Genomic DNA, 22,886 nt, shown 5'->3' with positions numbered 1-22,886 from the left:
ATCATGCGCCGTTCGCCCCCGGTCGGCTGTCCGCCATTCGGTGCCACTCCTCCGCGAGAATCGCGTAGACGAACTCCTCGCCCCACGCTCCCTTGAATATCTCGTTGTGGCGGAAATGCGCTTCCCGGCGCATCCCCAACCGCTCCATGACCCGCCACGACGGTTCGTTGAACGCGTCGCACGACGCCACGATCCGGTGCAGCCCCAGGTGGTCGAAGCCGAGGCCGAGCACCGCGACGGCGGCCTCGGTGGCGTAGCCGCGGCCGTGGTGGTCGGGGTGCAGGATGTAGCCGACCTCGCCCTGGCGGTGGTATTCGCTCAAGTATTTGAGCACCGCCTCGCCGATCACCTCGCCGTCTTTCTCGATCGCGAGCGAGAGGACGTCGCCCTCGCGCTCGGGCCACGTCAGGGAGACCTTCTTGACCAGGCTCTCGGCGGTCTCCTCGGGCGTGCGGGCCTCGTGGTACAGGTGGCGGTTGACGTCGGCGCGGGACTGCCACGAGTGCAGGGCGGCGTGGTCGGCGAAGGTGAACGGGCGGAGGGCCAAGCGGCCCGTTCGAACGGGGTAGTCGGGCTTGCTCACGCCGGCCAACCTACGGCGGCCGCGGCCCGCCGTCGCGCGGTTTCCCGGGTGTCCACCGGGTCGGACCCCTCCTCGGGCGGACTCCACCCCGGCCCGCCTACAGGTCGGCCAGGGCGGTGACGGGCGATTCGACGCAGTCGGCGACGAACCGCAGGAACCCGCCCGCCGTGCCGCCGTCGCACACGCGGTGGTCGAAGGCGAGCGTCAGCTGGGTGACCTTGCGGACGGCCAGCTGCCCGTCCACCGCCCAGGGCCGGTCGATGATGCGGCCGAGGCCGAGGATCGCCGCCTCCGGGTGGTTGATGATCGCGGCCGAGCCGTCGACGCCGAACACGCCGTAGTTGTTGACCGTGAAGGTGCCCCCGGTGAGCGCGGCGGGCGGCAGCTTGCCCTCGCGGGCGGCCGAGGTGTGGGCGGCGATCGTCGCGGCCAGCTCGGCGGTGGTCGCCGCGTGCGCGTCGCGGACCACGGGCACGACCAGGCCGCGGTCGGTCTGGGCGGCGAAGCCGAGGTGGACCTCGTCGAGGACCACGACCTCGTCGCCCTCGACCCGGGAGTTCAGCTCGGGGAACTTCCTCAGGCCCAGCACCGTGAACCGGGCCAGCAGCGCGAGCAGCGACACCGACGGCATGGCGGCGCGGGCGGCGAGGAAGTCGGTGGCGTCGACGTCGACCCACACGGTCGCCTCGGGGATCTCGCGCCGCGAGGTGGCCAGCTTCTCGGCGACCGCGCCGCGCAGGCCGCGCAGCGGGATCCGGCGGCCGGGGCCGGAGGGGCGCGGTTCCGCGGTTCGCGGTTCGGAGGTCCGCAGTTCGGAGGTGCGGGGCGCGCGGGTGAGTTCGCGCTCGACGTCCGCGCGGCGGATCACGCCGCCGGGGCCGCTGCCCTCGATCCGGTCCAGGGCCAGGCCGTGCTCCCGGGCCAACTGCCGCACGATCGGCGAGATGACGGCGGGCGCCGAGGTCGCGAACGTGGAACTCGGGAGTCCTGAGCGTTCGACACGGTGGTCCTGGACGTTCGACTCGCGCGGTGGGGGTGTGCGGCGGGGGCGGCGGCGGCGCGGGGTGTGGGTGGTGCCGTAGCCGATGAGGACGTTGCCGGAGTACTCGGAGGACTCCGGGGCGGGGGAACCCACGGAGAGCAGGACCGAGCCGACGGCCAGCTTCTCGCCCGGCTCGCCGTGCCGGGCGCTCACCACGCCCTCGAACGGGCACGGCACCTCGACCAGGGCCTTCGCCGTCTCCACCTCGACGACCGGCTGGTCGATCGACACGTGGTCGCCCACGGACACCAGCCAGTTGACGATCTCGCCCTCGGTCAGGCCCTCGCCGAGGTCCGGCAGCCGGAAGTCAGGCACGGTGGCCCCCCACGACCTCGTCGTCCCACTGCAACCGGGCGATCGCGTCCAGGACCCGGTCCACCGACGGCAGGTGGTGGTGCTCCAGCTTCGGCGGCGGGTAGGGGATGTCGAACCCGGTCACCCGCAGCACGGGCGCGTGCAGGTGGTGGAAGCACCGCTCGGTGACCCGGGCGACGACCTCCGCGCCGTACCCGCCGAACCCGGACGCCTCGTGCACCACCACGGCCCGGCCCGTCTTCACCACCGACGCGCACACGGTCTCGTCGTCGAACGGGGACAGCGACCGCAGGTCGACCACCTCGACGTCCCAGCCCTCCTCCCGCGCCGCCTCGGCGGTCTCCAGCGCGGTGGCGACCATCGGGCCGTAGGCGATCAGCGTCACGTCCCGGCCGGTTCGCCGCACCAGCGCCCGCTCGAAGCCGACCCGGTCGGCGCTCAGCTCGCCCTTCGCCCAGTACCGGCGCTTGGGCTCCAGGAAGATCACCGGGTCCGGCGAGTCGATCGCGTCGCGCAGCAGCCGGTAGGCGTCGTCCGGGGTGCCCGGCGTGACGACCCGCAGACCGGGCGTGTGCGCGTAGTAGGCCTCGGAGGAGTCGCAGTGGTGCTCCACGCCGCCGATGCCGCCGCCGTAGGGCACGCGGATCACGACGGGCAGGCCGACGCGGCCCCTCGTGCGGTTGCGCATCTTGGCCAGGTGGCTGGTGATCTGCTCGAACGCCGGGTAGGCGAACGCGTCGAACTGCATCTCCACCACGGGCCGCAGGCCGTTCATCGCCATGCCGATGGCGGTGCCGACGATGCCGGACTCCGCCAGCGGCGTGTCGAACACCCGCGCGTCGCCGAACCGCGCGGCCAGCCCGTCGGTCACCCGGAACACGCCGCCCAGCGGACCGACGTCCTCGCCGAACACCAGCACGCTCGGGTCGGCCTCCAGCGCGTCGGCCAGCGCCTTGTTCAGCGCGGCGGCCATGGAGAGCGGCCCGGTCGTAGAAGGCGCGCCGGTCGTGGAAGGCGTGCCGGCGGTGGAAGGCGCGCCGGTCGTGGAAGGCGCGCCTGCTGTGGAGAGCGGCCCGGTCGTGGAGAGCGCGCCGGACGAACCCTTGGTGGGCGTGCTCATGCCAGCTCCTCCCGCAGTGCGGCGGCCTGGGCCCGCAGGTTCGCGGTCTTGGCCGCGTAGACGTGCTCGAACAGCTCGGCGGGCGTGGGTTCGACGTCGGTGTTGAGCCGCGCGCGCACCCGTGCCGCGAACTCCTCGGCCTCCGCCGCCACGGCCTCGCGGCGCGCGTTGTCCAGCAGACCGCGCGCGGTCAGGTAGGACTCGATCCGGTCCACCGGGTCGCGGTCGAGCCAGGAGGCGACCTCGGCGGCGTCCCGGTAGCGGTTGGCGTCGTCGGCGTTGGTGTGCGCCTCGATGCGGTAGGTGATCGCCTCGATCAGCGTGGGACCGCCCGCGTGCAGCGCCTCGCGCACCACCGCGTACACGGCGGCCACGTCGTTGCCGTCCACCAGCACCGAGGGCACGCCGTACCCGATGCCCTTGTGGGCCAGCGACGGCGCGGCGTTCTGCTTGGACATGGGCACGCTGATGGCGTAGCCGTTGTTCTGCACCAGGAAGACGGTGGGAGCGCGCCAGACGCCCGCGAAGTTCAGCGCCTCGTGCGTGTCGCCCTCGGAGGTGGCGCCGTCGCCGAGCAGCACCAGCGCCGCGGTGTCCTCGCCCTTGAGCCGGGCCGCGTGCGCGAAGCCGACCGCGTGCAGGCTGTTGGTGGCCAGCGGCGTGCACTGCGGGCCGACGCGGTGCGCGTAGGGGTCGTAGCCCAGGTGCCAGCCGCCCTGGAGCAGGGTCAGCGTCTCCGCCGGGTCGACGCCCCTGGTCACCAGCGCGACCGAGTCGCGGTAGGTGGGGAACAGCCAGTCCTGCTCGCGCAGCGCCAGCACCGCGCCGACCTCGCACGCCTCCTGCCCGCGGGAGGACGGGTAGACGGCCAGCCTGCCCTGCTTGGTCAGCGCCGTGGCCTGCGCGTCGAAGCGGCGGCCGACCACCATCCGGCGGTGCAGCTCCACCAGCACGTCGTCGCCGGGCATCACCAGGGGCGAGTCCTCGACCGGCGTGCCGTCCTTGCGCAGCAGCGACAGGGGTTCATCGCTGGGCAGCAACGTCCGCTCGGGTGCGCGGGTGCGGGCCATGGGCGCCTCCCAGTCTCCGGTGACCTCGCATGGGTCTCATGCGACGAGTTGGGGGCATGGTCCGCGTCACACCGGCCAAAGATCCAGGTGCGGGTGGTTTTCCTGGACGAACGGCCGCGCGAACGGGTTATCGTCGGCCGCATGACGGGGAAGGTTGGACGTTCGGCACCGCTCGACGAACTGGACCGGCGCATCGTGGAGGAGCTGCGCGCGGACGGGCGGCTGTCGATGCGGGCGCTCGCCGAGAGGCTCCACATCTCCCGCGCCAGCGCGTACTCGCGGGTGGAGCGGCTGCACCGGGACGGCGTCGTGACCGGGTACACGGCGGTGGTCGACCCGGAGCGCTACGGCTTCGGCATCTCCGCCTACGTCTACCTCAAGATCAGCCAGCACTCGTGGAAGGCGGTGCGGCAGCGGGTGCTGGAGATCCCCGAGGTGTGGCACGGCGCCCTGGTGTCCGGCGACTACGACCTGGTGCTGCTGGTGCGCGCGCCGGACGCGCACAGCCTGCGCGACCTGGTGCTGTCGCGGTTGCAGACGATGCCGGACGTGACGTCGAGCCACACCGTGCTGATCCTCGACGAGCTGCCAGCCGAGCTGCCCGCCGGTGGCTACCAGCCGAAGTTCTGAGTCCAGTAGATGCCGTAGGAGCCGCCGCGGGCCATGCCGACGCCCAGCGCCTTGAGCTTGCAGTTGAGGATGTTGGCGCGGTGGCCGGGCGAGTCCATCCACCCCTTGACCACGGACTCGGCGGTGCGCTGGCCGGCGGCGATGTTCTCCGCGCCGGGGCTGGGGTAGCCGGCGGCCTTGACCCGGTCGACGAAGGAGCGGCCGTCCTGGGAGACGTGGTCGAAGTAGTTCCGGGCGGCCATGTCGGCGCTGTGCGCGCGGGCGGCCGTGGCGAGCTTGTCGTCGGAGGCGAGGGCGGGGCAGCCCTGGGCGGCGCGTTCGGCGTTGGTCAGCTCGAAGACGCGGGCTTCGGCGATGTCCACCTCGGTCTTGGCGGGGGTGTCGGGTTGGGGTTGGGGTTGGGGCTTCGGCTGGTTCTGGGGCTGGGGCTGGGGTTGGGTGGTCGGGCGGGGGGCGGGTTCGGTGGTGGGCGTGGGGGGTGGGACCTCGGTCGTGGTCCCGGTCGGCGAGGTTGGGGGCGTCGAGGCTTGAGGTGCTGACGGTTGGGGTGCCGAGGAGGCGGTCGGCGTGGTCCGGGGCGCTGGCGAAGGGGCGCCGATCGCCGCCTTCAGCTCCGCCGTCGCGTTCACGGTGACCAGGGCGGTTCCATCGGGGTGCTCGCACCCGGTGAGGGCCAGGCAGGCCAGGCCGGTCAGGGCGGCGGCGAGGGGCAGCACACGGCTCTTGCGCGACACTCGGAAAACCTCGTTTGCGTTCGGCGGTGTTTTCGGTGCGGCGGCCGGATAGGCGCTTCATGCAGGGTCAGCGCTGCGGCCGCCGCACCGAAGGGGGAATCGGGTGGCCGGGCAAGCGTGGGAGCGCTGCGGCCGACCGCAATTCCTTGAATGAGCCTATCCGGCATTCGAACAATGTCAACCGGGCAATTTTTTAAGAAAGATTTAAAGGTTCCATCAGGTGCGGGAAAGGTGACTTGATCAAGGGTGGGCGGGTCGGGCCCCGGGTGTGGGCGGGCGCAGGGGGCTCGGGTCCTGGTGCGAGCGGGCGCGGAGGGCGCCGGGCTCGGTTGTGGGCGGGCGCGGGGGGCTCAGGTCCCGGCCACCAGCAGGAGCCGCAGCTGCACGCGGGTGCCGCCCAGCGGGCCCCGGTCCACCACGAGCGAGCCGCCGGTGGATTCCGCGGCGCGGCGGGCGATGTCGAGCCCCAGGCCGGTCGAGCCCGCGCCGCTGCTCCCCCGCCTCAGCGCGGCCTCCAGGTCCTGGATGCCCGGACCGGCGTCCTCGACGACCACCACCACCCGGTCGGGCTGGTGGAACAGCGCCACCACGAACCCCGTGCCCTCCGGGGTGTGCCGGAAGACGTTGCCCAGCACGGCGTCCATGGCGGCGGCCAGGTCGCTGCGGCTGAGCGGGACGACCGCGCTGCGCTCGGTGCCGCGCAGGTTCCACAGGCGTTGCTGGTCGTCGGCCAGCGCCGACCAGAACACCAGCCGGTCGTGCACCACCCGCGCGGCGTCGCACCGGCCGCCGCCGGGGTCGTCCAGCTCGCGCCGGGCCGCCCGGATCAGCTCGTTGACCTCGCGCTCCAGGGCGTGCACGGCCTGGCGGACGCGGTTGGCGCCGGGATCCGCGCCCAGGGTCTCGGAGTCCAGGCGCAGCGCGGTCAGGGGCGTGCGCAGGCGGTGCGACAGGTCCGCCAGCAGCTCGCGCTCCCCCGCCACGAGCTGGCCGATCCGGTCGGCCATGCGGTTGAACGCGCCGCCCGCGTCGACCAGCTCGGGCGGGCCGCTGGGCGCGACGCGGGCCTCCAGGTCGCCCTGCCCCATGCGGCGGGCGCCGTCGGCCAGGGCGGTGGCCGCCCGGACCACGCGCGCACCGAGCCGGTCGGCGACCAGCACCGAGGCCAGCACCAGGGCCACCGCCACGCCGCTGAGCGCCAGCCACGCCTGCGTGACGCCCCGGGACAGCGCGGCCTCGGGCACGAACGCCTCGACCACGGCGACGCGGCCCTGGTCCAGCAGCACGGGCTGGAGGTGGACGAGGCCCGCCGGGACGACCTCGGTGGACGCGCGCACCTGGTCGCGGGCGGTGTCGAGCTGGTCGTCGGTCGCCCTGGGCACGCCGACGACCTCGCCGCCCGCCAGGTGCACCGCCACCCCGCCCGCGCCGGAGGCCAGGGCCTGGCCGATCGCGGCCGGGTCGTCGGTGATCACCAGCACCGGCGCGAGGGCGCCCGCCCGGCGCTCGGCGTCGGTGAGCGCCCGGTCCTCGGCGAGCTGGCGCACCACCAGGGCGAGCGGGATCAGGAACGCCAGCGCCACCATCGAGGTGACCGCGAGCGAGACCAGGGCGAGGGACCTCCTCACTCGGCCGCCGTGAGCTTGAACCCCACGCCGCGCACGGTGTGCAGGTAGCGGGGTTGGGCGGCGCGCTCGCCGAGCTTGCGGCGCAGCCAGGACAGGTGGACGTCGAGCGTCTGGTCGTCGTGGCGGCCCGGCAGGTTCCACAGGTTGGCCAGCAGCTCGGCGCGCGGCACCACCTTGCCCTCCCGGGCGGCGAGGTAGGCCAGGAGGTCGAACTCCTTGCGGGTCAGGTTCAGCTCCCGCCCGTCCAGCCGCGCCTCGCGCCGGTCGAGGTCCACGGTCAGCCGGCCGATCCGCAGCGCTTCCGCGGGGGCCTGCTTGCGGGCCCGGCGCAGCACCGCGGCCAGCCGGGCGGCGAGGTGCTCGCTGGAGAACGGCTTGACCAGGTAGTCGTCGGCGCCCGCGTTCAGGAGGCGGACGATCTCGGCCTCGTCGTCGCGGGCGGTGGCCACGATCACCGGCACGTCGCACACGCCGCGCATCATCCGCAACACGTCCCCGCCGTCCATGTCCGGGAGGCCCAGGTCCAGCACCACGAGGTCGAAGGTGGAGTTCGTGATCTCGCGCAACGCCTCCAGCGCGGTGCCGACGGGCAGCACGGCGTGCCCCAGCCCGGACAGCGCGCGGGCGACCGCCGACCGGACGACGGCGTCGTCCTCGACCAGGAGCACGGAGACCATGGCGGGCACGGTAGCCCGAAGGGGTGAGCGGTGATCCCCAGGGGATGATGAACCGGTTGGCGTCGGCGCTCCTTCGGTGCCCTGCCATGGGCGGGGTTCACGGGCTTGAAGGGCTTGAAGGGCTTGAAAGCGGCGCTCGCCGCTGGGCAGGCCGCCGGGGGAAGGGCGTGGGCTCGTGGTTTCCCCGTATGGCCTGCCTGAGGCAACCACACTCGTCAAGGGGTCCGCGAAGGGCGTGCGGACCCCTTGACGAGCACGGTTGGGCTGCGCCCAGGCCATACGGGGAAACCACGAGCGGGGGCTGCTTTGCGCTGGCGCGCGGGGAGGCGGGTGGGTGGGGTGGTGGGGGCTGAGCGGGGGCTGGGTTGGGGTGGGGGCGGCGGGGATGTGCTCGCTGGGAGGATGGTGGGGTGACCAGGGGCCTTCGGTACCTCGCGGCGTGGTCGGCTTCTACTGCCGCTGCGGTGGCGTTGTCCTGGTTGGGCATCCGCTCCGTGCTCGACGCGGGTGTGCCGGAACCGCCGCGCTTCGTCGCCGGGCCGGTCCAGCAGTCGTCTGCGGTGCCCGTGACCACGACCACCCTCGTCGTCACGACCACCATCACCACCGCCGTTGCCGTCACGTCGTCGCCGGTGTTGACCACCGCTGTGCCCGTGACCACGACCACCACGACCACCGTTGCGCCGCCGCCGTTGCCCTCCGAGGAGGGCACCTGGACCGAGCAGGGTGGTCAGCCGGTCTACCTGCGCAGCTTCCGCCTCCGGGGTGGGGTGGCGGCCGTTCGCTTCGCGCCGCGGGACTTGCAGCCGATCTCGGCCAGCCCGCACCAGGGGTTCTCGGCCACCGTCGAGCAGCCCGCCGACGCGGTCGTGGTCGAGTTCAGCGGGGCCGGGCACCGCTCGCGGTTGGAGGCCACCTGGGTCGACGGGCCGCAGTGGCGGATCGTCGAGTCCGGGTGATTGCCGCTTCCCCCATTCGTCACAGCGGGGTTGATCGTGGGCGTTGCTCGCGGGCGCGGGGGCGGGTTGTCCAGTCCGTCACCCGTTCGCGTCGTCCACACCACTCGGTGGTGTGCCTGGTGGTTCGATTCCCCTCATGACGCACCCGGGTGAACCGCACCACGACGACCTCGCCGGCAGGCTGAACTGGCTCCGGGCGGGTGTGCTCGGGGCGAATGACGGGATCGTGTCCACCGCGGGGCTGGTGGTGGGCGTCGCGGGCGCCACGGCGGACCGCACCGCGATCCTCGCCGCGGGAGTGGCCGGCCTGGTGGCGGGCTCGCTGTCGATGGCGGGTGGCGAGTACGCCTCGGTCAGCGCGCAGCGGGACACCGAGCGGGCCGCGTTGCGGCTGGAGGCGTGGGAGCTGCGCGAGATGCCCGAGGAGGAGGAGCGCGAGCTGGCGGGCATCTACCAGGACAAGGGCCTGTCCGAGGACCTGGCCGCCCGGGTCGCGCACGAGCTGACCGAGAAGGACGCCCTGCGCGCCCACGCCGAGGCCGAGCTCCAGATCGACCCGGACAACCTGACCAACCCGTGGCACGCGGCGCTGGCGTCGCTGGTGGCGTTCGCGGTGGGCGCGGTGGTGCCGCTGGTGGCGATCGTGCTGCCGCCCACGGCGTGGCGGGTGTGGGCGTGCGCGGCGGCGGTGGTGGTCGGGTTGGTGCTCACCGGGGTGGTCGGCGCCCGGCTCGGCGCGAGCCCGGTCGGGCGGGCGGTGCGCCGGAACGTGGTGGTCGGGTCGCTGACGATGATCGTGACGTACTACGTGGGTGTCCTGTTCGGCGTAACGGTGGGGTAACCCGATCACGGAGAGCGCAGGACGTTCGTCCCCCGGCGAAAGAAGGCGTCCCGCGAAGGTGTGATCTACGCAAAGTGCGGGTACTCCGGATCGCCTCGTCGCTGCCCGTGGTGGCGAGCCCCCGACTGGAGGTGCCCGCGATGACCCACCCGCCGACCCTGGTCCTGGTGCCCCGTTCGGAGAGGGGCGAGCGCCGGGTGTGGACGCTCCTCGCCGCCCTGTTCGCACTGGTGGCGGGCATCAACGTGCTCCTGGCCGCGAGCGAGGCCGCGTGGTGGCAGGCCGCCGTGGCGATCCTGCTCCTGAGCGCCGCCGGCGCGTGCGTGAGAGCGGCCCTGGGCGCCAGGGGCTGACTTCAACCGCGGCTGAATATTTCGAAACACTGGCCCGATCGGGTGTACCCGATTGGTCGAAACGGCGTCAAGTAGGGGTGGTCTTCGCCACGACGCCCTCTCGGACTAGCGCCATAACCCCGAATTCACACTATCGTCACAAGACCCCGGCAACCCCGGTGCACCGCCAAGCGTGCTCCCCCGGCCACATCCGGTCACGGAACGCACGCACCAGGAAGTGCAGTTCTCCCGCACAACGGAGTGCGGTCCCCACGCTGACGATCTCCCGGCGTGGTTCCACAGCCAGCACCCGCAGGCCGACCTGTCCGCGTAAAGCCGCGCGCGGTCGCTCGGCCGCATCCGTTTGCCCGAAAACAGGCGAACTGACGACGCCACGGGAGGGCCCGTTGTGACCCACCACCACAACCAGCCGCAAGGCGGCCTCTACGACCCGCGGTACGAGCACGACGCCTGTGGCGTCGCGTTCGTGGCCGACCTCGCGGGGCGCAGAAACCACGCGATCGTGCGCCAGGCCCTGGTAGCGCTGCGCAACCTCGAACACCGGGGTGCCCGCGGCGCGGAACCCGAAACCGGTGACGGCGCGGGAATCCTGATCCAGGTGCCCGACGCCTTCTACCGCGAGGTCGTCGACTTCGCGCTGCCCGAGCCGGGCCACTACGCCGTCGGCACGGCGTTCCTGCCGAACGACGGGCAGGACGGCGTCAAGGCCGAGGTCGAGCGCATCGCCGCCGAGGAGGGCGCCACCGTCCTCGGCTGGCGCGAGCTGCCCGTGGACGCCGACCACGTCGGGCCCACCGCGAGGACGACCATGCCGGCGTTCAGCCAGCTCTTCCTCGCCGGCCCGGAGGGGACCGGCGGCCTGGAGCTGGAGCGACTGGCGTTCGTGGTGCGCAAGCGCGTGGAGCACGCCACCGACGCGTACTTCCCGAGCCTGTCGGGCCGCACGGTCGTCTACAAGGGCATGCTCACCGAGCCCCAGGTGGAGAGGTTCTTCCGGGACCTCACCGACGAGCGGGTGACCAGCTCCATCGGCCTGGTGCACTCGCGCTTCTCCACCAACACGTTCCCGTCGTGGCCGCTGGCCCACCCGTACCGGTACGTGGCGCACAACGGCGAGATCAACACCCTGCGCGGCAACCGCAACTGGATGGACGCCCGGGAGTCGGTGCTGGCCACCGACCTGATCCCCGGCGACCTGTCCCGGGTGTTCCCGGTCATCACGCGCGACGCCAGCGACTCGGCCACCTTCGACGAGGTGCTGGAGCTGCTGCACCTGGGCGGCCGCAGCCTGCCCCACGCGGTGCTGATGATGATCCCCGAGGCGTGGGAGAACCACACCGAGATGGACCCCGCGCGGCGGGCGTTCTACGAGTTCCACTCCACGCTCATGGAGCCGTGGGACGGCCCGGCGCTGGTGTCGTTCACCGACGGCACGCTGATCGGCGCGGTGCTCGACCGCAACGGCCTGCGCCCGGCCCGGTACTGGGTCACCGAGGACGGCCTGGTGGTGCTCGGCAGCGAGGCGGGCGTGCTCGACCTCGACCCGGCGACCATCGTGCGCAAGGGCCGGCTGGAGCCGGGCCGGATGTTCCTGGTCGACACCGCCCAGGGGCGGATCATCGACGACGAGGAGATCAAGGGGCAGCTCGCCGCCGAGCACCCGTACCAGGAGTGGGTCGAGAAGGGCGTCCTGCGCCTGGCCGACCTGCCGGTGCGGGCCCGCGAGGTGCCGACGCACTCGTCGCTGGTGCGCCGCCAGCAGGCGTTCGGCTACACCGAGGAGGAGCTGGCGCTGCTGCTGGGCCCGATGGCCCGCACCGGCGCGGAGCCGATCGGCTCGATGGGCAACGACGCCCCGTTCGCGCCGCTGTCGAACCGGCCCCGACAGCTGTTCGACTACTTCACCCAGCTGTTCGCCCAGGTGACCAACCCGCCGCTGGACGCGATCCGCGAGGAGCTGGTGACCTCGCTGCACGCCACCCTCGGCGCGGAGCCCAACCTGCTGTCGGCGGACGAGAGCTCCTGCCGGCGCATCTCGCTGCCGTTCCCGGTGCTGGACAACGACGAGCTGGCCAAGCTGGTGCACGTCGACGACGACGGCACCCTGCCGGAGTTCCGGACCTTCACCGTGCGCGGCCTGTACGAGGTGGCGGGCGGCGGCGAGGCCCTGGTGCGGCGGCTGGACGAGATCCGCGCCGAGGTGTCGGCGGCCATCCGGGACGGCGCGCGGCTGGTCGTGCTGTCCGACCGGGGCGTCGACGCCGAGCACGCGCCGATCCCGTCGCTGCTGCTGACCGGCGCGGTGCACCACCACCTGGTCCGGGAGAAGACCCGCACCCAGGTGGACCTGATCGTGGAGGCGGGCGACGCGCGCGAGGTGCACCACATCGCGCTGCTCGTCGGCTACGGCGCCAAGGCGGTCAACCCGTACCTGGCGATGGCGTCGGTGGAGGAGCTGCCGGACGTCGAGCCGAAGGTCGCCGCCCGCAACCTGATCAAGGCGCTGGGCAAGGGCGTGCGCAAGACCATGTCCAAGATGGGCGTGTCGACCGTCGCCTCCTACACGGGCGCGCAGATCTTCGAGGCCATCGGTCTGGGCGACGAGGTCGTGGAGTCCTGCTTCACCGGCACCACCTCGCGGCTGGGCGGCATCGGGTTCGACGTCGTCGCCGAGGAGGTCGCGCGGCGGCACCGCACCGCGTTCCCGGCCGACGACGTCCGGCCGCACCACCGGGAGCTGGAGACCGGCGGCGACTACCAGTGGCGCCGCGAGGGCGAGGCGCACCTGTTCAACCCGCAGACGGTGTTCAAGCTCCAGCACTCCACCCGCTCCGGGCGCTACGACGTCTTCAAGGAGTACACGCGGGCGGTCGACGAGCAGGCCGAGCGGCTGATGACGCTGCGCGGGCTGTTCGAGTTCCGGGAGGGCGTGCGCCCGCCGGTGCCGATCGACGAGGTCGAGCCGGTCTCGTCGATCGTCAAGCGGTTCGCCACCGGCGCCATCTCCTACGGGTCCATCTCGCAGGAGATGCACGAGGTGCTGGCCGTCGCGATGAACCGGCTGGGCGCGAAGTCCAACACCGGCGAGGGCGGCGAGGACCCGGAGCGGTTCGTGCCCGACGCCAACGGCGACTCGCGGCGCAGCGCGATCAAGCAGGTCGCGTCCGGCCGGTTCGGCGTGACGAGCGAGTACCTGGTCAACGCCGACGACATCCAGATCAAGATGGCGCAGGGCGCGAAGCCCGGCGAGGGCGGCCAGCTGCCCGGCGCGAAGGTGTACCCGTGGATCGCCAAGACCCGGCACTCCACGCCGGGCGTGGGCCTGATCTCGCCGCCGCCGCACCACGACATCTACTCGATCGAGGACCTGGCGCAGCTCATCCACGACCTGAAGAACGCCAACCCGGCGGCGCGCATCCACGTGAAGCTCGTCTCCGAGGTCGGCGTCGGCACGGTCGCGGCGGGCGTGTCCAAGGCGCACGCGGACGTCGTGCTGATCTCCGGCCACGACGGCGGCACCGGGGCCTCCCCCCTGTCGTCCATCAAGCACGCGGGCGGCCCGTGGGAGCTGGGCCTGGCCGAGACGCAGCAGACGCTGCTGGCCAACCGGCTGCGCGACCGGATCGTGGTGCAGACCGACGGCCAGCTCAAGACCGGCCGGGACGTGGTGATCGCGGCGCTGCTGGGCGCGGAGGAGTTCGGCTTCGCCACCGCTCCCCTGGTGGTGTCGGGCTGCATCATGATGCGGGTGTGCCACCTGGACACCTGCCCGGTGGGCGTGGCCACGCAGAACCCGGTGCTGCGCGCGAAGTTCGCGGGCAAGGCCGAGCACGTGGTGAACTTCTTCGAGTTCGTCGCGCAGGAGGTGCGGGAGCTGTTGGCGCGCCTCGGTTTCCGCACGCTGGCGGAGGCCGTGGGCCACGCCGACCTGCTCGACACGCGCAAGGCGGTGGACCACTGGAAGGCGGCCGGGCTCGACCTGTCGCCGATCTTCCACGTGCCCGAGCTGCCGGAGGGCTCGGCGCGGCACCGGGTCGTGGCGCAGGACCACGGGCTGGACAAGGCGCTGGACAACACGCTGATCCAGCTGGCCGAGGGCGCCATCGACTCGGGCGACCGGGTGCGACTGGAGCTGCCGGTGCGCAACGTCAACCGCACCGTGGGCACCATGCTCGGGTCCGAGGTGACCCGGAAGTGGGGCGGCGGCGGCCTGCCGGACGACACGATCGACATCACGTTCACCGGCACCGCCGGGCAGTCGTTCGGCGCGTTCGTGCCGCGCGGCATCACGCTGCGGCTCGTCGGCGACGCGAACGACTACCTCGGCAAGGGCCTGTCCGGCGGCCGGATCACCGTGCGGCCGGTGCCGGGCGCGCAGTTCGCCGCCGAGCACCAGGTGGTCGCGGGCAACGTGATCGGCTACGGCGCCACGTCCGGCGAGGTCTTCCTGCGCGGGCGCGTCGGCGAGCGGTTCTGCGTGCGCAACTCCGGCGCGCTGGCCGTCGTCGAGGGCGTCGGCGACCACGGCTGCGAGTACATGACCGGCGGCCGGGTGGTCGTGCTCGGGTCGACCGGGCGCAACTTCGCGGCGGGCATGTCGGGCGGTGTCGCCTACGTGCTCGACGCGGTGGTCGGCCGGGTGAACCCCGAGATGGTCGACCTGGACCCGCTGGACGCCGCCGACCGGGAATTCCTGCGGTCCGCGGTGGAGAAGCACTACGCGGAGACCGAGTCGGCGGTGGCGCACGCGCTGCTGGCGGACTGGGACCTCGCGGTCGACCGGTTCACCAAGGTCATGCCCAAGGACTACAAGCGGGTGCTGGCCGCCCGCGCCCGCGCCGAGCAGGAAGGCCGGGACGTCAACGAAGCGATCATGGAGGCGTCCCATGGCTGACCCCCGAGGCTTCCTCACCACCGAGCGGGAGGTGCCGCGCAGCAGGCCGGTGTTCCTGCGGCTGCGCGACTGGCGCGAGGTGTACGAGGAGTTCGAGCGGCCCAAGCTGGAGAAGCAGGCCGGGCGGTGCATGGACTGCGGCATCCCGTTCTGCCACCAGGGCTGCCCGCTGGGGAACCTGATCCCCGAGTGGAACAACCTGGTGTGGCGGGAGGACTGGCTCAAGGCGTCGGAGCGGCTGCACGCCACCAACAACTTCCCGGAGTTCACCGGGACGCTGTGCCCCGCCCCGTGCGAGGCCGCGTGCGTGGTCGGGATCAACGGCGATCCGGTGACCATCAAGCGGGTGGAGATCTCCATCATCGACCGGGCGTGGGACGAGGGCTGGGTGACCCCGCAGGTCCCCACCGCGCTGACCGGGAAGAAGGTCGCGGTCGTCGGCTCCGGCCCCGCCGGGCTGGCCGCGGCGCAGCAGCTGACCCGGGCCGGGCACTCCGTGGTGGTGCTGGAGCGGGCCGACGCGATCGGCGGCCTGCTGCGGTACGGGATCCCCGAGTTCAAGATGGAGAAGTGGCGCCTGGACCGGCGGCTGGAGCAGATGCGCGCCGAGGGCACCGAGTTCCGGACGGGCGTGGACGTCGGCGTGGACGTCACGGTCGCCGAGCTGCGGGAGTCGTACGACGCGGTGGTGCTGGCCGGCGGCGCGACGGCGTGGCGCGACCTGCCGGTGCCGGGCCGGTCGCTGAGCGGCGTGCACCAGGCGATGGAGTACCTGCCGGGCGCGAACCGGGTGGCGCGCGGCGAGCTGGAGGAGCCGCCCATCTCGGCGGCGGGCAAGCACGTGGTCGTCATCGGCGGCGGTGACACGGGCGCGGACTGCGTGGGCACGGCCCACCGCCAGGGCGCGCTGTCGGTGACGCAGCTGGAGATCATGCCCAGGCCGCCGGAGCTGCGGTCGGAGGCCCACCCGTGGCCGACCTACCCGATGCTGTACCGGGTGACGTCGGCGCACGAGGAGGGCGGCGAGCGCCTGTACGCGGTGTCCACGGCGGAGTTCCTGGGCGACGACGACGGCGCGGTGCGGGCGCTGCGCCTGGTCGAGGTGCAGGCGTCCGGCGGGCGCTTCGAGCCGGTGCCCGGCAGCGAGCGCGAGATCCCGGCCCAACTGGTGACGCTGGCCATGGGTTTCGTCGGCCCGGAGAAGGAGGGGCTGCTCACCGAGCTGGGCGTGGACCTGGACGCGCGCGGCAACGTCGCCCGCGACCGGTCGTTCGCCACCTCCGTGGACGGCGTGTTCGTGGCGGGCGACATGGGCCGCGGCCAGTCGCTGATCGTGTGGGCGATCGCGGAGGGCCGCTCGGCCGCCGCGGGCGTCGACGCGTACCTGGTGGGGCGGAACGTCCTGCCGCGGCCGATCGAGCCGACCGACCGGCCGCTCACCTGACCCGTCCCCGGTGGCCGGACAGCGTGGTCCGGCCACCGGGGACGTCCCGGGACAGCGCCCCCGGCGCTCGGACAACGTCGTCCGGGCGCCGGGGGCGCGCTCGTGCCGAGCCGGTCGTGGTCGCCGGGTCCGGGGAGCCCGCGCTCACCCGCGGCTCGGTGTTGATGTTGAACAACCGCTGTTCGCCGCACGGGTGGTGCACGATGGCGGCCGGTTCGGTGGTGTCCGTGGCCTGCCAGTCGTCGCTGAAGGGGCCGGTGGTCGATTGCGGCCACATGTCGTTCGGACCGCGCCGGCGACGTCCGCGCGGAATATCGCGCTACTGCGGGCGCGCCGTGACCACCCGTCGGATCAGCTGGACCACGTGCGCGCACTCGTCCTCGTCCAGCACGTCGAACCACCGCGACTCGCGCGCGTTCTGCACGGGGAAGACCCGGGCCACGGCCGCGCGCCCCTCCTCGGTCAGCGCCACGAACACCACGCGCCGGTCCTGGCCGTCCCTGGCGCGCTCGACCAGCCCGGTCCGCTCCAGCGTGTTGATCAGGTTCGACATCGCCGACCTGGTGGTGCCGGACAGCTCGGCCAGCCGCGCGGGCTGCGTCGGCCCGAGGATCCACAGCTTGAACATCAACCGGAACCCCGGCATCGTCCAGCCCTGCTCGCGGTGCACGAGCGCCTCGTAGTCGGTGATCATCATGTACGCCAGGTGCAGCACGTTGTACGACAGGCTGAACGCCACGGCGTCCCCGCCCATCTCGGCGATCCGGCGCCGCGCGAAGCGCTCGTAGTCCTGCTCCGCCACCACGTCGGCCGCGGCGGGGACCTCCTGCTCTGCCACCCGCCGATCCTCGCAGGGCAACCCGGCCGATGGGGCGGGAATCGGGCACACTTACCGGGGTGATCGGGACGAGGCGGTTCGCCATCACCGCCGCGGTGGTGCTGGCGCTCGCCACGGCCGCGTCCGCGGCCGCCGGTTTCGACCTCGTCGAGGGCCGCGCCGCGGTGGTGCTCGACGACCTCGCCCAGCTCGTCGCGGGCCTGCTCGCCACCGGTTGCTGCTGGTGGACGGCGCGCCGGCGGAGCGGTCCGGACCGCCGGTGGCGCGTCGCGATGGGCTGCGGCGCGTTCGGCTGGACGGTCGGCATGGCGCTGTGGACCTGGTACCAGCTGGTCGAGGAGCGCGCCGTGCCCTCGCCGTCGCCCGCCGACGCGGGCTACCTGAGCATCGTGCCGTTCGCGTTCGCCGCGCTGCTGGTCATCGGCAACCACCGGCGGTCGGACAACCCGGACGCGCTGCTGGACCGCCGCTCGGGCAGCGCGCGCCTGGTGCTGCTGCTGGACGGCGTGATCGTGGTCGGCTCGCTGTTCGCGCTCACCTGGACCACGGCGCTGGGCGGGCTCGTCGCGGTGGGCAACCCGAGCACGGCGGCGTTCCTGGTGGCCGTCGCCTACCCGGTCACGGACCTGGTGCTGCTGGTCGTCGTGGTGGTGCTCAGCGCCGACCGCACGGTCGTGCTGCGACCGCAACTGCGGCTGCTCGGCCTGGGGCTGGCGGCCCTGTCGGCGTCCGACCTGGCGTTCGCCTACCTGGTCAGCGTCCAGGCGCCGGAGGTGCCGCCGTCGGCCAACGCGGGGTTCGTGCTCGGTCCCGCGCTGATCGCCCTGGCGGCCCTCGCGCCGGCGCCGAACCCGGTCGGCGGCCCGGCGCGCAGCCGGAGGTCGTGGCAGTGGGGCTACCTGCTCATGCCGTACGTGCCGCTGCTGGTCTGCGTCGTGCTGGTGCTGCGGCGCACCGCGATCGGCGAGGTGGGGCCGCTGGACGGGGTGGAGATCGGGTGCGGGTTCACCGTGTCCGTCGCGGTGATCCTGCGTCAGCTGGTGACCATCGTGGACAACGAGAAGCTGGTCCTGATGCTGCGGGAGTCCGAGCGCACCCTGGTCCACCAGGCGCACCACGACCCGTTGACCGGCCTGGCCAACCGGGCGCTGTTCGAGAGCAGGCTGGACGAGGCGCTGGCCCGCCACCACCGCGACGGCTCGCCGTTCGGGCTGCTGTTCGTGGACCTGGACGACTTCAAGGCGGTCAACGACGTGTCGGGCCACGCGCACGGCGACGCGCTGCTGGAGCGGGTGGCCCAGCGGCTGCGCGGGTGCGTCCGCGACACCGACGTGGTGGCCCGGCTGGGCGGCGACGAGTTCGGCGTGCTGGTCGAGGGGGTCGGCGAGCCGGAGCAGGTCGCCTTCCGGGTGCTGGACAGCCTCGGCGAGGAGATCAGCGCGTCGGTGGGGGTGGTGGTCTGCGCGGACCGGGACCCGGAGGCCACCGCGGCGTCCGTGCTCAAGCGCGCGGACAAGGCCATGTACGAGGCCAAGCGCGACGGTGGGCGAGGGCTGGTCATCCACGAGTGACGCGGTGCGCACCCCGCCGCGGCCGACCCGACCCGCGCGCCGGCCCCGCGCCGGTGAACCGGTGGGGGCGCGGCGCCGGGTCGCGCCGCGTGTGGCCCCGGCCGGCCGACGAGCGGCCCCGCCGACCCGCCACCGTCGCATGGGACCGGGCGGCCGTCAGCGCTTGGGCACGAACGCGTACACGCTCGCCGGCGACCCGGACCCGCGCCGGTTGATCACGCCGCCGACGAGGACGTGCGCGCCCTGCTCGGGCAGCTGTTCGAGGTTGGCCAGGATTTCCAGGCTGATCCGGCGCTCCCGGTAGAGCAGCTTGGACACCCGGTAGTCCACGTCCAGCGCCCGCTCGGGGCTGAACGTGTCCGTGCCGAGCGCGCCGCGCCTGCCCAGCCGGCCGGTGCCGACCAGCCACTCCACCGCCGCGAGCGAGAACCCGGGCTGGTGCATCTGCCCGTCGCCGTCGAAGTTGTAGAACGCCGGGGTGCCCCAGCGGTCCTGCCAACCGGTCCACAGCACCACGGCCGCCTCGCGCGGGATGCGGCCGTGCCGCTTCTCCCAGCGCCGGAGGTCCTCGACGGTCACCTCGTAGTCGGCGTCGCGCGCCGCCCGCTCGCGCACGTCGACCTTGACCGCGGGCAGGAACAGGTCCTCCGCGTCCAGCTCGTCGGCGTGGGGCTGGTCGTCGTTGAAGTGCGCGGGCGCGCCCCAGTGCGTGCCGGTGTGCTCGCCCTGCTCGACGTACTGGAGGTAGAAGCCGTGCTCGGGCACGGTGGTGACCGTGGTCAGCGTGAAGGCGGGGTCGCCCGGGTAGACGTTGGTCCGGTCCGGGTCGTTGACGTGCGCCAGGTTGACCAGCCGGTAGTCGTTCAGGCCGAGCCCGCCCGACGCCTGCGCCGACCCGCCGCCCGCGGCCATCGTGCCGCCCACTGCCGAAACCACACCCGCGAGCATCGACCGCCTGCGCACCGACGACCACTCCTCTGTTCAGCTGTCACCCGATCCGGGCAACCGTACCGGCTTGGTGATCACGGCACGACGACCTGCCGGACGGCTTCTCCAGAGGCCAAACGGGTGAACCCGACGTTCACCTCTTCCAGTGACAGCCGGCCCGACAGCAGCTCGTGCACGGGCAGCAGCCCCGCCCGGTGCAGCGCCACGAACCTCGGCACGTCCCGCCGCGGCACGCACGACCCGAGGTAGCTGCCCTTGAGCGTGCGCTCCTCGGCGACGAGGCTCAGCGCGGGCAGCGACACCGTGCGGTCGGGGTGCGGCAGGCCGACCGTGACCGTGGTGCCGCCCGCTCCGGTGGCCAGGTACGCCTGCTCCAGCACGGCGGCCACGCCGGTCGTGTCGATGACCTTGTCCGCGCCGCCGCCGGTGAGCGACCGCACCGCCTCGACCGCGTCCGGGCCGCCCTCCACCTGGTCCGTCGCGCCGAGCGCGAGCGCGAGTTCCCGCTTGGCCGGCACCACGTCCACGGCGACGAGCTGCGTCGCGCCCGCCGCCCGCGCGGCCAGCAGCGCGGCCAGGCCGACGCCGCCGAGCCCGAACACCGCGACCCGGTCGCCCGGCGCGACGCCCGCGCTGTAGAACGCCGCGCCCGCGCCGGTGAGCACCGCGCAGCCGAACAGGGCGGCCACGTCGAAGGGCAGGTCGTCGGGCACGCGCGTGGCGGACTTCTCCGACACCACGGCGTGCTCGGCGAACCCGGACACGCCCAGGTGGTGGTGCGGGCGGGTGCCATCGGGCAGCCGCAGCCGCCGTTCGCCGCCGAGCAGGGTGCCCGCCCGGTTGGCCGCGGCGCCGGGCTCGCACAGCGCCTGCCTGCCCGCCACGCACCACCGGCACGCGCCGCACGCGGGCACGAAGGACAGCACGACCCGGTCGCCCACCGCGAACTCCGACGCGCCGGGCCCGGTGCCCACGACCTCGCCGGCGGCCTCGTGGCCGAGCACCATGGGCAGCGGCCGGACGCGGGAGCCGTCGATGACCGACAGGTCCGAGTGGCACAGGCCGGTGGCGCGCACCCGCACCAGCAGCTCGCCGGGGCCGGGCGGGTCGAGTTCGAGGTCGACCACCTCCAGCGGTCCGCCGACCTCGGTCAGCACCGCGCCGCGCGTCCTCATGCGACCACCAGCCCGGCCATCGCGCCGCGCAGGTCCACCGGGATCTCCACCGGCTTGCGCGTCGCCCGGTCGACGAACACGTGCACGAAGTGGCCCTCGGCCACCACGTCGTCGCGGCCCTCGGGGTAGAAGCCGACCTCGTAGCGGACGCTGGAGCGGCCCAGGTGGCCGATGCGCAGGCCCGCGTCGACGGCCTCGGGGAACGCGATGGACGCGCGGTAGTTGCAGTGGGACTCCACGCACAGCCCGATCGCCTGCCCGCGGTGGATGTCCAACCCGGCCGCGCCGATGAGCCACGTGTTGATCACCGTGTCCATGAACGCGTAGTGCACGACGTTGTTGACGTGCCCGTACACGTCGTTGTCGTGCCACCGGGTCGGGATCCGCTGCCAGTGGCGGTAGTCCTCGCGCACGCGACCTCCTGCTCCTGTTCGAGCTGTTCCTGTTGGGGCTGTCCTGCTCGGCCTGTCCCTGCTCGGGCGGCCTGTCCGCCGGGTCGTCCGGTCGGGCCGGTCCCTCAGTCGAGCACCCTGCTCAGTTCGACGCGGGACCGCACGCCGAGCTTGGCGAAGATGTTGCGCAGGTGGTGCTCGACGGTGCGGTGGCTCAGGAACAGGCGGGCGGCGACCTCGCGGTTGGTCGCGCCCTCGGCGACCAGGCGGGCGATCCGCACCTGCTGCGCGGTCAGCTCGGCGGCGGGGTCGGCGCCGGGTGGGCCGCCGGCCTGACCGCCGGGCGCGCCGGCCACGGTGTCGCCCGCCGCGCGCAGCTCGGCGCGGGCCCGCGCGGTCCAGCGGTCGGCCTCGTAGCCCTCGAAGATCTTCACCGCGTCGCGCAGCAGCTCCCGGGCGGCCCGGGGGCGGCGCCCGCGCCGCAGCCGGTGGCCGTAGAACAGCTCGGTCTTGGCCAGCTCCATGGCGGTGCCGCTGACCCGGTGCAGCCGGATGGCCTCGCGGAAGTGCTCGTCGGCGCGGGAGCCGTCGGACAGCATCCCGCGGCAGCGGTGCGACAGCGCGAGCCTGGCGGCGCAGCCCGTGGCGCCGACCCACTTCTCGTAGCGGCGCAGCGCGCGGTCCCCGGCGGCGGGCCTGCCGCAGCCGACCGCCGCCTCCACCACGTGCGGCGCGGCCAGCACCTTGATGCCCGCGTGCACGCCGCCACCGCCGGGCGCCATCAGGCGCAGCCGGTCCAGCGCGTCGGCCGGGCGGTCCAGGGCGAGGTCGACGCAGGCGAACGCCCACGCGCCGAACGCGCCGGACCGGCCGAGGCCGCGCTGCGCGATCTGCTCGGCGGCGGCGTCGATGCGGTGCACGGCGGTCTCGGTGTCGCCGCGCAGGGCGGCGAGCAGCGCGAGGATCGTCAGGTGGTCCACCACGGCGTTGTGCTGGCCCATGGAGGTGGCCGCGTGCACGCCCTCGTAGGCCGCCGACAGCGCGACCGAGTGCTGGTCGAGCAGCAGCGCCGACAGCGCCCGGTAGACCAGCGCCCACGGCACGAGCCCGGTCAGGCCGTGCTCGTGCGCGGCGGTGACCGCGCTGGTGGCCAGCTCGTGCGCCTTGGTGGCGTCGCCGAGGGTGTAGGCGGCCTGACCGCCCCAGATCTTGGCCTGCGGGTGCGGCAGGCGCTCCGCCAGCTCCACCACCGAGCGCAGGGCGGGCAGGGCCTCCTGGTGGCGGCCCGCGAACGTGGCGGCCATGCCGGTGAGGTGGTCGAGGGTGACGCGCGTGACGTCCGGCTCGTCGGGCAGGCGGAGGCGGTCGGCGAACGCGGCGGTCTCGGCGTACCGGCGGTGGTCGCTCGCGATGCTGGCCGCCTCGCCCGCGAAGCCCAGCGCGGTGATGGCGAGCGCGCGGTGCGTGCCGACCAGCTCGCCGGCCGCGTGCAGCAGGCGGCGGGCGGCCACGTCCGGCAGGCCGTGGCCGAGGTCGAGGCCGCCGCGCAGCAGTTCGGCGCGGGCGCGCAGGTCGGCGTCGTCGGTGAGGCGGACGGCGGTGCGCGGCGCGTCGCTGGACCGGCGGGGCGCGCCGTGCGCCCAGTGGTCGGTGGCGGCGGCGACCAGGTGGC

General features: G+C 73.5%; 20 protein-coding genes. 7 read left to right on the top strand and 13 right to left on the bottom strand.

What is annotated here, in order from left to right; all coding sequences use genetic code 11:
* Nucleotide 1: 1 nt before the first annotated feature.
* The 4 genes from ABD223_RS31610 to ABD223_RS31595 all read right to left on the bottom strand — a co-directional run bounded on the left by ABD223_RS31610 (nucleotide 2) and on the right by ABD223_RS31595 (nucleotide 4,130).
* Nucleotides 2–583 (bottom strand): GNAT family N-acetyltransferase, encoded by a 582-nt coding sequence (locus ABD223_RS31610; protein ID WP_344040304.1) that lies wholly within the window; start codon nucleotides 581–583, stop codon nucleotides 2–4.
* Between the two features lie 97 nt (nucleotides 584–680).
* Entirely contained in the window at nucleotides 681–1,940 is a 1,260-nt protein-coding gene (locus ABD223_RS31605; RefSeq protein WP_344040302.1) for a dihydrolipoamide acetyltransferase family protein, read from the bottom strand.
* On the bottom strand, nucleotides 1,933–2,913 hold the full coding sequence (locus ABD223_RS31600; RefSeq protein ID WP_344040433.1) for an alpha-ketoacid dehydrogenase subunit beta: 981 nt from the start codon (nucleotides 2,911–2,913) through the stop codon (nucleotides 1,933–1,935). Before ABD223_RS31600 ends, ABD223_RS31605 begins: the two co-directional genes overlap by 8 nt.
* A 143-nt stretch (nucleotides 2,914–3,056) precedes the next feature.
* Complete coding sequence (locus tag ABD223_RS31595) at nucleotides 3,057–4,130, bottom strand: thiamine pyrophosphate-dependent enzyme (RefSeq protein WP_344040301.1); 1,074 nt, start codon at nucleotides 4,128–4,130, stop codon at nucleotides 3,057–3,059.
* A 141-nt stretch (nucleotides 4,131–4,271) separates the two neighbouring features.
* Here ABD223_RS31595 and ABD223_RS31590 point away from each other — a divergent pair, with 141 nt between their 5' ends.
* On the top strand, nucleotides 4,272–4,760 hold the full coding sequence (locus tag ABD223_RS31590) for an Lrp/AsnC family transcriptional regulator (protein ID WP_344040300.1): 489 nt from the start codon (nucleotides 4,272–4,274) through the stop codon (nucleotides 4,758–4,760).
* On the opposite strand, the gene ABD223_RS31585 is transcribed toward ABD223_RS31590, so the two are convergent.
* The 3 genes from ABD223_RS31585 to ABD223_RS31575 all read right to left on the bottom strand — a co-directional run bounded on the left by ABD223_RS31585 (nucleotide 4,742) and on the right by ABD223_RS31575 (nucleotide 7,799).
* Nucleotides 4,742–5,494 carry a CAP domain-containing protein gene (locus tag ABD223_RS31585; RefSeq protein ID WP_344040299.1) on the bottom strand — a complete coding sequence of 251 codons (753 nt, stop codon included), beginning with the start codon at nucleotides 5,492–5,494 and terminating at the stop codon, nucleotides 4,742–4,744. The two genes, ABD223_RS31590 and ABD223_RS31585, sit on opposite strands and share 19 nt — an antisense overlap.
* Before the next feature lie 350 nt (nucleotides 5,495–5,844).
* Entirely contained in the window at nucleotides 5,845–7,122 is a 1,278-nt protein-coding gene (locus ABD223_RS31580; protein ID WP_344040298.1) for an ATP-binding protein, read from the bottom strand.
* Entirely contained in the window at nucleotides 7,119–7,799 is a 681-nt protein-coding gene (locus ABD223_RS31575; RefSeq protein WP_344040297.1) for a response regulator transcription factor, read from the bottom strand. The genes ABD223_RS31580 and ABD223_RS31575 overlap by 4 nt, the downstream gene beginning before the upstream one ends.
* Nucleotides 7,800–8,209: 410 nt before the next feature.
* Between ABD223_RS31575 and ABD223_RS31570 the strand changes: the two genes are divergently transcribed.
* From ABD223_RS31570 to ABD223_RS31550, 5 genes are all read left to right on the top strand, one after another.
* Entirely contained in the window at nucleotides 8,210–8,758 is a 549-nt protein-coding gene (locus ABD223_RS31570; protein WP_344040295.1) for a hypothetical protein, read from the top strand.
* Nucleotides 8,759–8,894: 136 nt separating this feature from the next.
* Nucleotides 8,895–9,599, top strand: a complete 705-nt coding sequence (locus tag ABD223_RS31565) for a VIT1/CCC1 transporter family protein (RefSeq protein ID WP_344040294.1) — start codon at nucleotides 8,895–8,897, stop codon at nucleotides 9,597–9,599.
* A gap of 74 nt (nucleotides 9,600–9,673) precedes the next feature.
* On the top strand, nucleotides 9,674–9,952 hold the full coding sequence (locus ABD223_RS31560; RefSeq protein ID WP_344040293.1) for a hypothetical protein: 279 nt from the start codon (nucleotides 9,674–9,676) through the stop codon (nucleotides 9,950–9,952).
* A gap of 388 nt (nucleotides 9,953–10,340) precedes the next feature.
* Nucleotides 10,341–14,846, top strand: coding sequence for a glutamate synthase large subunit (gene gltB, locus ABD223_RS31555; protein WP_344040292.1), 4,506 nt, complete (start codon nucleotides 10,341–10,343; stop codon nucleotides 14,844–14,846).
* Nucleotides 14,839–16,290, top strand: a complete 1,452-nt coding sequence (locus tag ABD223_RS31550) for a glutamate synthase subunit beta (protein WP_344040291.1) — start codon at nucleotides 14,839–14,841, stop codon at nucleotides 16,288–16,290. Before gltB ends, ABD223_RS31550 begins: the two co-directional genes overlap by 8 nt.
* Here ABD223_RS31550 and ABD223_RS31545 read toward each other — a convergent pair.
* Both ABD223_RS31545 and ABD223_RS31540 read right to left on the bottom strand, forming a co-directional pair.
* Nucleotides 16,283–16,567 (bottom strand): DUF4360 domain-containing protein, encoded by a 285-nt coding sequence (locus tag ABD223_RS31545; protein ID WP_344040290.1) that lies wholly within the window; start codon nucleotides 16,565–16,567, stop codon nucleotides 16,283–16,285. The genes ABD223_RS31550 and ABD223_RS31545 overlap by 8 nt on opposite strands.
* Nucleotides 16,568–16,609: 42 nt before the next feature.
* Entirely contained in the window at nucleotides 16,610–17,128 is a 519-nt protein-coding gene (locus ABD223_RS31540; protein ID WP_344040289.1) for a MarR family winged helix-turn-helix transcriptional regulator, read from the bottom strand.
* A gap of 59 nt (nucleotides 17,129–17,187) precedes the next feature.
* Between ABD223_RS31540 and ABD223_RS31535 the strand changes: the two genes are divergently transcribed.
* On the top strand, nucleotides 17,188–18,699 hold the full coding sequence (locus ABD223_RS31535) for a diguanylate cyclase domain-containing protein (RefSeq protein ID WP_344040288.1): 1,512 nt from the start codon (nucleotides 17,188–17,190) through the stop codon (nucleotides 18,697–18,699).
* Between the two features lie 156 nt (nucleotides 18,700–18,855).
* Here ABD223_RS31535 and ABD223_RS31530 read toward each other — a convergent pair whose 3' ends face one another.
* The 4 genes from ABD223_RS31530 to ABD223_RS31515 form a co-directional block, all read right to left on the bottom strand.
* A complete protein-coding gene (locus ABD223_RS31530) occupies nucleotides 18,856–19,635 on the bottom strand; it encodes a cyclase family protein (protein ID WP_344040287.1) in 780 nt (259 codons plus the stop codon).
* An 86-nt stretch (nucleotides 19,636–19,721) separates the two neighbouring features.
* Nucleotides 19,722–20,822, bottom strand: a complete 1,101-nt coding sequence (locus tag ABD223_RS31525) for an alcohol dehydrogenase catalytic domain-containing protein (RefSeq protein WP_344040286.1) — start codon at nucleotides 20,820–20,822, stop codon at nucleotides 19,722–19,724.
* Nucleotides 20,819–21,235, bottom strand: a complete 417-nt coding sequence (locus tag ABD223_RS31520) for an acyl-CoA thioesterase (RefSeq protein ID WP_344040285.1) — start codon at nucleotides 21,233–21,235, stop codon at nucleotides 20,819–20,821. Before ABD223_RS31520 ends, ABD223_RS31525 begins: the two co-directional genes overlap by 4 nt.
* A 104-nt stretch (nucleotides 21,236–21,339) precedes the next feature.
* Nucleotides 21,340–22,886, bottom strand: a 1,547-nt coding sequence (locus ABD223_RS31515) for a helix-turn-helix transcriptional regulator (protein ID WP_344040284.1), incomplete at its 5' end; no start/stop codon positions are given.

The sequence above is a fragment of the Saccharothrix xinjiangensis genome (assembly GCF_039527585.1).
Taxonomy (GTDB): domain Bacteria; phylum Actinomycetota; class Actinomycetes; order Mycobacteriales; family Pseudonocardiaceae; genus Actinosynnema; species Actinosynnema xinjiangensis.
Note: the sequence above shows the minus strand (reverse complement) of the source record. Positions and strands in the feature narration are given on the sequence as shown.

Bases quoted from the DNA above. Each gene is read 5' to 3' on its own strand.
- ABD223_RS31600 (WP_344040433.1), bottom strand. From the start codon at position 2,913: ATGGCCGCCGCGCTGAACAAGGCGCTGGCCGACGCGCTGGAGGCCGAC.
- ABD223_RS31595 (WP_344040301.1), bottom strand. From the start codon at position 4,130: ATGGCCCGCACCCGCGCACCCGAGCGGACGTTGCTGCCCAGCGATGAA.
- ABD223_RS31590 (WP_344040300.1), top strand. From the start codon at position 4,272: ATGACGGGGAAGGTTGGACGTTCGGCACCGCTCGACGAACTGGACCGG.
- ABD223_RS31575 (WP_344040297.1), bottom strand. From the start codon at position 7,799: ATGGTCTCCGTGCTCCTGGTCGAGGACGACGCCGTCGTCCGGTCGGCG.
- ABD223_RS31565 (WP_344040294.1), top strand. From the start codon at position 8,895: ATGACGCACCCGGGTGAACCGCACCACGACGACCTCGCCGGCAGGCTG.
- ABD223_RS31550 (WP_344040291.1), top strand. From the start codon at position 14,839: ATGGCTGACCCCCGAGGCTTCCTCACCACCGAGCGGGAGGTGCCGCGC.
- ABD223_RS31545 (WP_344040290.1), bottom strand. From the start codon at position 16,567: ATGTGGCCGCAATCGACCACCGGCCCCTTCAGCGACGACTGGCAGGCC.
- ABD223_RS31525 (WP_344040286.1), bottom strand. From the start codon at position 20,822: ATGAGGACGCGCGGCGCGGTGCTGACCGAGGTCGGCGGACCGCTGGAG.